Source organism: Coprococcus intestinalis (assembly GCF_023656595.1).
Classification (GTDB): Bacteria; Bacillota; Clostridia; order Lachnospirales; family Lachnospiraceae; genus Coprococcus_A; species Coprococcus_A intestinihominis.
Window position 1 is genome coordinate 269,355 of sequence record NZ_JAMOKJ010000002.1, and the last position, 6,856, is coordinate 276,210.

The 6,856-nt window shown below is 40.9% G+C and carries 6 protein-coding genes and 1 tRNA gene; 5 read left to right on the top strand and 2 right to left on the bottom strand.

Annotated features, from left to right (window positions below; all coding sequences use genetic code 11):
* Window positions 1-221: 221 nt before the first annotated feature.
* Window positions 222-1,367, bottom strand: coding sequence for an SLC13 family permease (locus tag NBH03_RS02805; protein ID WP_250796871.1), 1,146 nt, complete (start codon window positions 1,365-1,367; stop codon window positions 222-224).
* 82 nt (window positions 1,368-1,449) lie between these two features.
* On the opposite strand from NBH03_RS02805, the gene NBH03_RS02810 reads away from it, so the two are divergent.
* The 5 genes from NBH03_RS02810 to NBH03_RS02830 all read left to right on the top strand — a co-directional run bounded on the left by NBH03_RS02810 (window position 1,450) and on the right by NBH03_RS02830 (window position 6,402).
* Window positions 1,450-1,980 carry a phosphatase PAP2 family protein gene (locus NBH03_RS02810; protein ID WP_015514495.1) on the top strand — a complete coding sequence of 177 codons (531 nt, stop codon included), beginning with the start codon at window positions 1,450-1,452 and terminating at the stop codon, window positions 1,978-1,980.
* A 116-nt stretch (window positions 1,981-2,096) separates the two neighbouring features.
* Window positions 2,097-3,170 (top strand): sensor histidine kinase, encoded by a 1,074-nt coding sequence (locus NBH03_RS02815; RefSeq protein ID WP_250796874.1) that lies wholly within the window; start codon window positions 2,097-2,099, stop codon window positions 3,168-3,170.
* Window positions 3,163-3,864: a response regulator transcription factor gene (locus NBH03_RS02820; protein ID WP_117528623.1), complete on the top strand. Its 702-nt coding sequence runs from the start codon at window positions 3,163-3,165 to the stop codon at window positions 3,862-3,864. Before NBH03_RS02815 ends, NBH03_RS02820 begins: the two co-directional genes overlap by 8 nt.
* Window positions 3,865-3,994: 130 nt before the next feature.
* Window positions 3,995-4,324 carry a DUF6110 family protein gene (locus NBH03_RS02825; RefSeq protein ID WP_215689930.1) on the top strand — a complete coding sequence of 110 codons (330 nt, stop codon included), beginning with the start codon at window positions 3,995-3,997 and terminating at the stop codon, window positions 4,322-4,324.
* A 5-nt stretch (window positions 4,325-4,329) separates the two neighbouring features.
* Complete coding sequence (locus NBH03_RS02830; RefSeq protein WP_250796876.1) at window positions 4,330-6,402, top strand: heavy metal translocating P-type ATPase; 2,073 nt, start codon at window positions 4,330-4,332, stop codon at window positions 6,400-6,402.
* Window positions 6,403-6,595: 193 nt separating this feature from the next.
* On the opposite strand, the gene NBH03_RS02835 is transcribed toward NBH03_RS02830, so the two are convergent.
* Window positions 6,596-6,669 (bottom strand) — tRNA-Pro (locus NBH03_RS02835).
* Between the last annotated feature and the right edge of the window lie 187 nt (window positions 6,670-6,856).

Consider the following 6,856-nt stretch of genomic DNA (forward strand, 5'->3'; position numbering starts at 1 on the left):
TGATAAAAATAACAATTTTCTGGAAGAGCTTCTGCCTTGGTCAGAAACACTTCCAGAAAATATACGAAAACCAAAGAAAATGGATGAAAAATAGCGTGGCTGCAGAAGCAGCCTGATATTTTTCAAGGTACTTAGGTTCTACCGTTTACGAATAGAATACGCAAGGGCTTTTGTTTATACTCAATATTGAGAACAAATTTGGTACAAGGATATCAGCAGATTTATAGAAGGTTAATGCATAACAGCAGCAGAATCAGAAAGACAATATTTGCAATGGTGAACATCATAAAGTATTTACCACGTAGTGTCGTCTTTTCCTTAGCAATATATTTAAAGCTGATTAAGCTGGCCATGGAGGCTATTAATGTTCCAAGTCCGCCAATATTTGTTCCGATAATGAGTGCAGAATAGTTCTTTGTAAATCCGGATAAAAGAATGGCAGCGGGAACGTTGCTTATTATCTGGCTGGAAAGGATGGCTGTTAAGGTTTCATGTCCATCTATGATGCTGATCAGAAAATGATTAAACTGCGGAATACATTTCAAATTTCCAATAAAAATGAACAAAGCGGTAAATGTCAGTAGAAGAGAGTAATCTACTTTTTTAAATAAATGCCAATTCTTGAAGAAGATATAGCCAATCACCAGGATGAATGAAATTCTGTAATCTATGATATGTGCTACAACCAAAAGGCAAATTAAAAATAAAATTAGATATCCAATGAGGGATGTTTGGTTCGGAGCGTTTGTTTTGTGTATGCTAAATAATTCACTTATATGATTCTCGGTGGTTGAGCCAGGTTCTCTATGCGCAGCAATCTGTATCCACACAAGAAGCAGCACCAAGGCTGCAATAGAATAAGGCAGCATGAGTCGGATGAGTGCTAATGCAGACATATTGGCTCTGGCATATAAATAAAGATTTTGAGGATTTCCGATGGGAGTCAGCATACTGCCGAGATTTGCGGCAATTGTCTGCATAACAACCGTTCTTAAAATCCAGTAATTCTTTTGCTTTTCTGACATTTTTTTTAGAATAATGATTGCAAGGGGCACAAAAGTAATTAATGCGACATCATTTGTGATAATCATTGAAAAGAAAAAACATAACAAAACAAGCAATACGATGATGGATTTGATGCTGTTGGCTCTGGACAATATTTTTTCGGCAAGATAATCAAATAATCCAATTTCACTCAGGCCTGCGACAATTGACATTAAACAAAACAGAAGACTGAGCGTCCGAAAATCAATATAGGAGAAATACTTGCCGTTTGGATGTACAATAAACATAGATAAGATTGCCAGAATGGCAGAAATAGATAAGACAGTTTCCTTTTGAAAAAAAGTTAATATTTTTCGCAGCATATGCTTCAATCCTTTTCAGTAAAGTAATCAAAGCAAGTATATCATAAAATAAATAGAAAAACAAATAAAGGAGAAATGTGTAATGGAAATTAAGATTCTTGATATGATACAAAACCTGCACACAACAGTCGGCGATCATTTTTTTATAGGCATCACAAAGCTGGGGGATGCGGGAATTATATGGATTTTTTTAACAATCCTATTACTTATACTACCAAAAATGAGAAAATATGGACTGGCCATGTTAGTCGGGCTTTGCATTGATGTGATTGTATGTAATGGCCTCTTGAAAAATCTTGTGGCTCGCACAAGGCCCTGTGATGTGAACACGGCCATACAGCTTTTGATTTCACATCCGACGGACTATTCATTTCCTTCCGGGCATACAGCAGCTTCTTTTACTGCTGTGGCAGCGCTATATTTTTCAGGAGATAAAAAAATTTGGAAGGCTGCGATAGTACTTGGAATTTTGATTGCCTTTTCAAGAATGTATCTGTATGTACATTATCCGACGGATATTCTGGGAGGTATCCTTGTTGGCATTTTTTCCGGATTTATAGGCTCCAAAATTGTCACATACATGATGAAGAAAAGGGCGAATCAGAATGAATAGGATAATCCTGCCGGCCTGCCAAAAGGACGAACAAAACGAAGAATTCGATACAGATAAGCGGATTTTGCTGTATCTTTAATATGAATATGATAAAATAGCGGTAAAAGGAGTTTACTATGAAAAAGAAACGTCATCATATATGGAAAAATATTTTAATAATGGCGGTGGTTTTTCTGGTTGCATCTGGCAGCAGTTTTATTTTGCAGAAAACAGGTGTGCATGAACATATTACCGCTATTTTTATTTTTGCAGTGTTTCTGACATCTATTTTAACCGATGGCTATATTTACGGCATCGTATCGGCACTTGTGGGAACACTGGCTGTCAACTATGCGTATACTTATCCCTTTTATGCCCTGGATTTCAGATTTCAGAGCAACATGATTTCTGCAGTTGTCATGATGGCGATTGCTGTATTGACAGGCATGCTGACAACACAGGTCAAAACGCATGAAGCAATCAAAGTAGAGAGTGAAAAGGAACGTATGCGTGCCAATCTCCTGCGGGCGGTATCCCATGATATACGGACACCCCTGACAACCATTTATGGGGCCAGTACCACCTTGCTGGAAAGCGGAGAAAATTATACAAAAGAGCAGCGGATAAAGATCCTGAAGGGGATCCAAGAAGATTCAGATTGGCTGATGCGCATGGTGGAAAATCTTCTGTCCATTACACGCATTGATGAAGGAAAGATCAAGATTATCAAGACCCCTACCGTTCTTGATGAACTGATTGATTCTGTTATGGTCAAGTTTCACAAGCGTTACCCTCAGCAGGAAGTTTATCTGGACTTGCCAGAGGATATTATTATCATCCCAATGGATGCCATTTTGATCGAACAGGTAATTTTTAATCTGCTTGAGAATGCAGTTCTGCATGCAGATGGGATGACGGAACTGATTTTGAAAGTATTTGTGCTGGGCCAGCAGGTTGTCTTTGAAGTCAGTGACGACGGATGCGGTATAGAAAAAGATCGTCTCAGCGGTATATTTAACGGCAGCTACCATTTATTTGAGGATAAAGCTTCTTCCGCTGACAGCCAAAAACACAATTCCGGTATAGGGTTATCTGTCTGCCAGACAATCATCAAAGCCCATGATGGTGTGATCGTGGCTGAGAACAATACCAAAGGCGGTGTTGTTTTCAGATTTTCACTTAACAGAGAGGAGACGTCAGAAAGTGAATAATAAATACAAAATTCTTCTTGTGGAAGATGAACAGAATATCAGTACACTGGTAATGACCATGCTTGAGACAGCAGGATATCAAGTAATCCCGGCTGGAACATGTGCCATGGCCAAAACGTTGTTTATTTCTTATTGTCCGGATCTGGTCATTCTGGATCTTGGTCTGCCGGATATGGATGGTATGACATTTCTTAAAGAAGTCAGAAAGAACTCTCTGACACCGATTATTGTTCTTTCGGCAAGGACCAATGAACGGGATAAAGTATTAGCGCTTGACAGCGGGGCCAATGACTATGTTACAAAACCCTTTGGTGCAGCTGAACTGCTGGCCAGAATCCGTTCTGCATTGCGCAATTGTTCTCACAGTGCAGATTCCGGTAAACTTCCGGGTGGTCGTTTTTCTGTACAGGATCTGGAAATTTTATACGACGCCAGACAGGTTTTCATTAAGGGCAGGGAAATCAAGCTGACCCAGACGGAGTATAATATCGTGGCATTACTGTCCGAGCATTGTGGCAAAATGATGACGTATTCCGCGATCATTAAAGGAGTCTGGGGCTATCCGGATGAAGGCAGTGTTAAAAAACTTCAGGTGAATATGGCCAATATCCGCAAGAAATTCGGCGTAAAGCCGGGAGAGGCTACCTATATTACCAACGAGTTGGGCGTCGGTTACCGGATGAACAGCGATTAGCAATATGTAACCTGAGAATATGACAAATTTTATCAATTACTGGACAACACAAAAAAATATATGTAAAATGTAGGATAAACCTAGAAAACGTTGTTTTACCGGTTACAAACAAAATCAGGAGGATGATATCATGTTAAAATGCTTTAAGAAGATTAACAAGAAAGATACAGGTGTTTTTGCAGCAGGTCTTTTATTCGGAACAGCAGGTATTAAACTGCTTTCCAGCAAAGATGCCAAGAAACTCTACACAAACTGTGCAGCCGCTGTTTTACGTGCGAAAGAGTGTGTATTGAAGACAGCAACAACAATCCAGGAAAATGCTGAAGATATCTATGCAGAAGCACAGCAGATTAATGAAGAGAGAGCTGCAAAGGATGCAGAAGAATATACAGATGTTGAGGATGTAGAAGAAGCTGAAGAAACAGCAGAAGAAGCATCTGAGGAAAACGAGGCGAAATAATTCGCATGAAATTCGTTGTAAAACATGAAATAAAAGGAAGGATCCGTGTTCATTTTTGTCAGAAAAGAATGACTTTTGAAGAAGCGGATACTTTGCAATATTATCTGGATTCCCAGGAAATGATCACATCATCCAAAGTTCAGGAGCGTACACAGGATGCGACAATCTGCTATACAGGTGAGAAATCGGCAGTTATCGCTCTGTTAAGAAGCTTTCATTATGAGAAAGTAGATGTTCCGGATGTTTACAGACAGAATTCCGGAAGAGAGACCAATCGCGAGTACTGGGATAAACTTGTAACAAAAGTAGTTGTTCACTATGGCAACAAATTGTTTTTGCCGATGCCAATCCGAACGGTGATCACAGGTGTAAAGTCTGTAAAGTATATTTATCAGGGTATTCATACACTGCTTCAGCGTAAGATCGAGGTACCTGTTCTTGATGCGACAGCCATCGGTGTTTCCATGTTCAGAGGTGATATCAGTACAGCCGGTTCTGTTATGTTCCTGCTTGGTATTGGTGAGATTCTTGAAGAATGGACCCATAAGAAATCTGTGGATGATCTGGCCAGAAGCATGTCGCTGAATATCAGTCGAGTATGGCTGTGCAATGACGGCCAGGAGATGCTTGTGCCTACAACGAAAATTCAGACCGGTGACCTTGTCCGTGTTCATATGGGCAATATGGTTCCGTTTGATGGTACTGTTGCAGAGGGTGAAGCGATGGTGAACCAGGCTTCTCTTACCGGTGAGTCTGAACCTGTCCGAAAGTATATAGAGAGCACGGTTTATGCAGGCACAGTGGTCGAAGAGGGTGAACTGACCATTCGCGTCAAAGAGACAAACGGTTCCAGTAAGTTTGACAAGATTGTTACGATGATCGAGGAGTCAGAGAAGCTGAAATCCGGACTTGAGAGTAAAGCAGAACATCTTGCAGACAGACTTGTACCGTATACGTTGTTGGGAACAGGCATTACCTATCTGTTGACAAGAAATATGACGAAGGCGATTTCTGTGCTGATGGTTGATTTCTCATGTGCGTTGAAACTGGCTATGCCAATCTCTGTTCTTTCGGCGATTCGCGAAGCCAGCAACTATCATGTGACTGTCAAAGGTGGAAGATATCTCGAAGCTATGGCAGAAGCCGATACCATTGTATTTGATAAGACAGGTACCCTTACGAAGGCTCAGCCGACTGTGAAACAGGTGGTTGCTTTTAACGGTATGAGCGAAAACGAACTCCTTCGTATTGCAGCCTGCCTGGAAGAACACTTCCCGCACTCCATGGCCAAAGCAGTTGTACAAGCAGCCATTGACAGACATCTGGTGCATGAGGAGCTGCATTCAAAGGTTGAATACATTGTTGCCCACGGTATTTCTTCCAAGATCAACGACAAGAAAGTTGTTATCGGCAGTTATCATTTCGTATTTGAAGATGAGAAATGTGCCGTGCCGGATGGTATGATGGAGGAATTTGATAAATTGCCTTCAGAATGCTCACATCTGTTTATGGCCATTGATCACGAATTGGCTGCAGTTATCTGCATTGAAGACCCACTGCGTGAAGAGGCGGCTGCTGTTGTCAGGAAACTGAAAGAAACCGGCATCAGCAAGGTTGTTATGATGACTGGCGACAGTGACCGTACAGCGAAGGCCATTGCAGCAAGAGTCGGTGTTGATGAATATTATTCAGAGGTTCTTCCCGAAGACAAAGCGTCCTTTGTTGAAGAGGAGAAGAAAGCCGGTCGTAAGGTTATTATGATCGGTGATGGTATTAATGATTCACCGGCATTATCTGCAGCGGACATCGGTATTGCTATCAGCGACGGTGCTGAGATTGCCCGTGAGATAGCAGATATCACAGTTGGTGCCGATAGTCTGAATGAACTGGTTACACTGAAACTGATTAGTGACGGCCTGATGAAACGTATTCACAAGAATTACAGATTCATCGTCGGATTTAATACAGGACTGATCGTACTTGGTGTTGCAGGTATTCTGCAGCCGGCAACATCTGCCTTATTACATAACACATCTACACTGATGATCGGCTTGAAAAGTATGCAGGACATCCTGTAAATAAAACAATCCAACAAAAAAGTACTTCTATTTTTCTATACATGGATTTTAGAAAATAGAAGTACTTTTTTGTTGGCGTTTCTTTTGTGGGAATGGGTATTATCTATATAGCCGTTTCATGACGATCATTCGCAAGGATAAAAAGAAAAGACCGGAAACTCAGAAAGCTTCCGGCCTTGCCCCTGCCAAGGAGTCGGCGTGACAGGATTCGAACCTGCGACCTCTACGTCCCGAACGTAGCGCTCTACCAAGCTGAGCCACACGCCGCCGACTTGTTTATTATGCATCAAATCAAGAGATTTGTCAAGGTTTACCTGCAAAAAAAATTTCTGGTGAGTTGCAAAAGTAACTTCTACTTTGCAGAAGTAAATTCTACTTTGCAGGGTTAAATTCTATACAAAATAGAAAAATAATGACTTAGATATATGAAATCCCTGAAAACGGAGTTAAAATA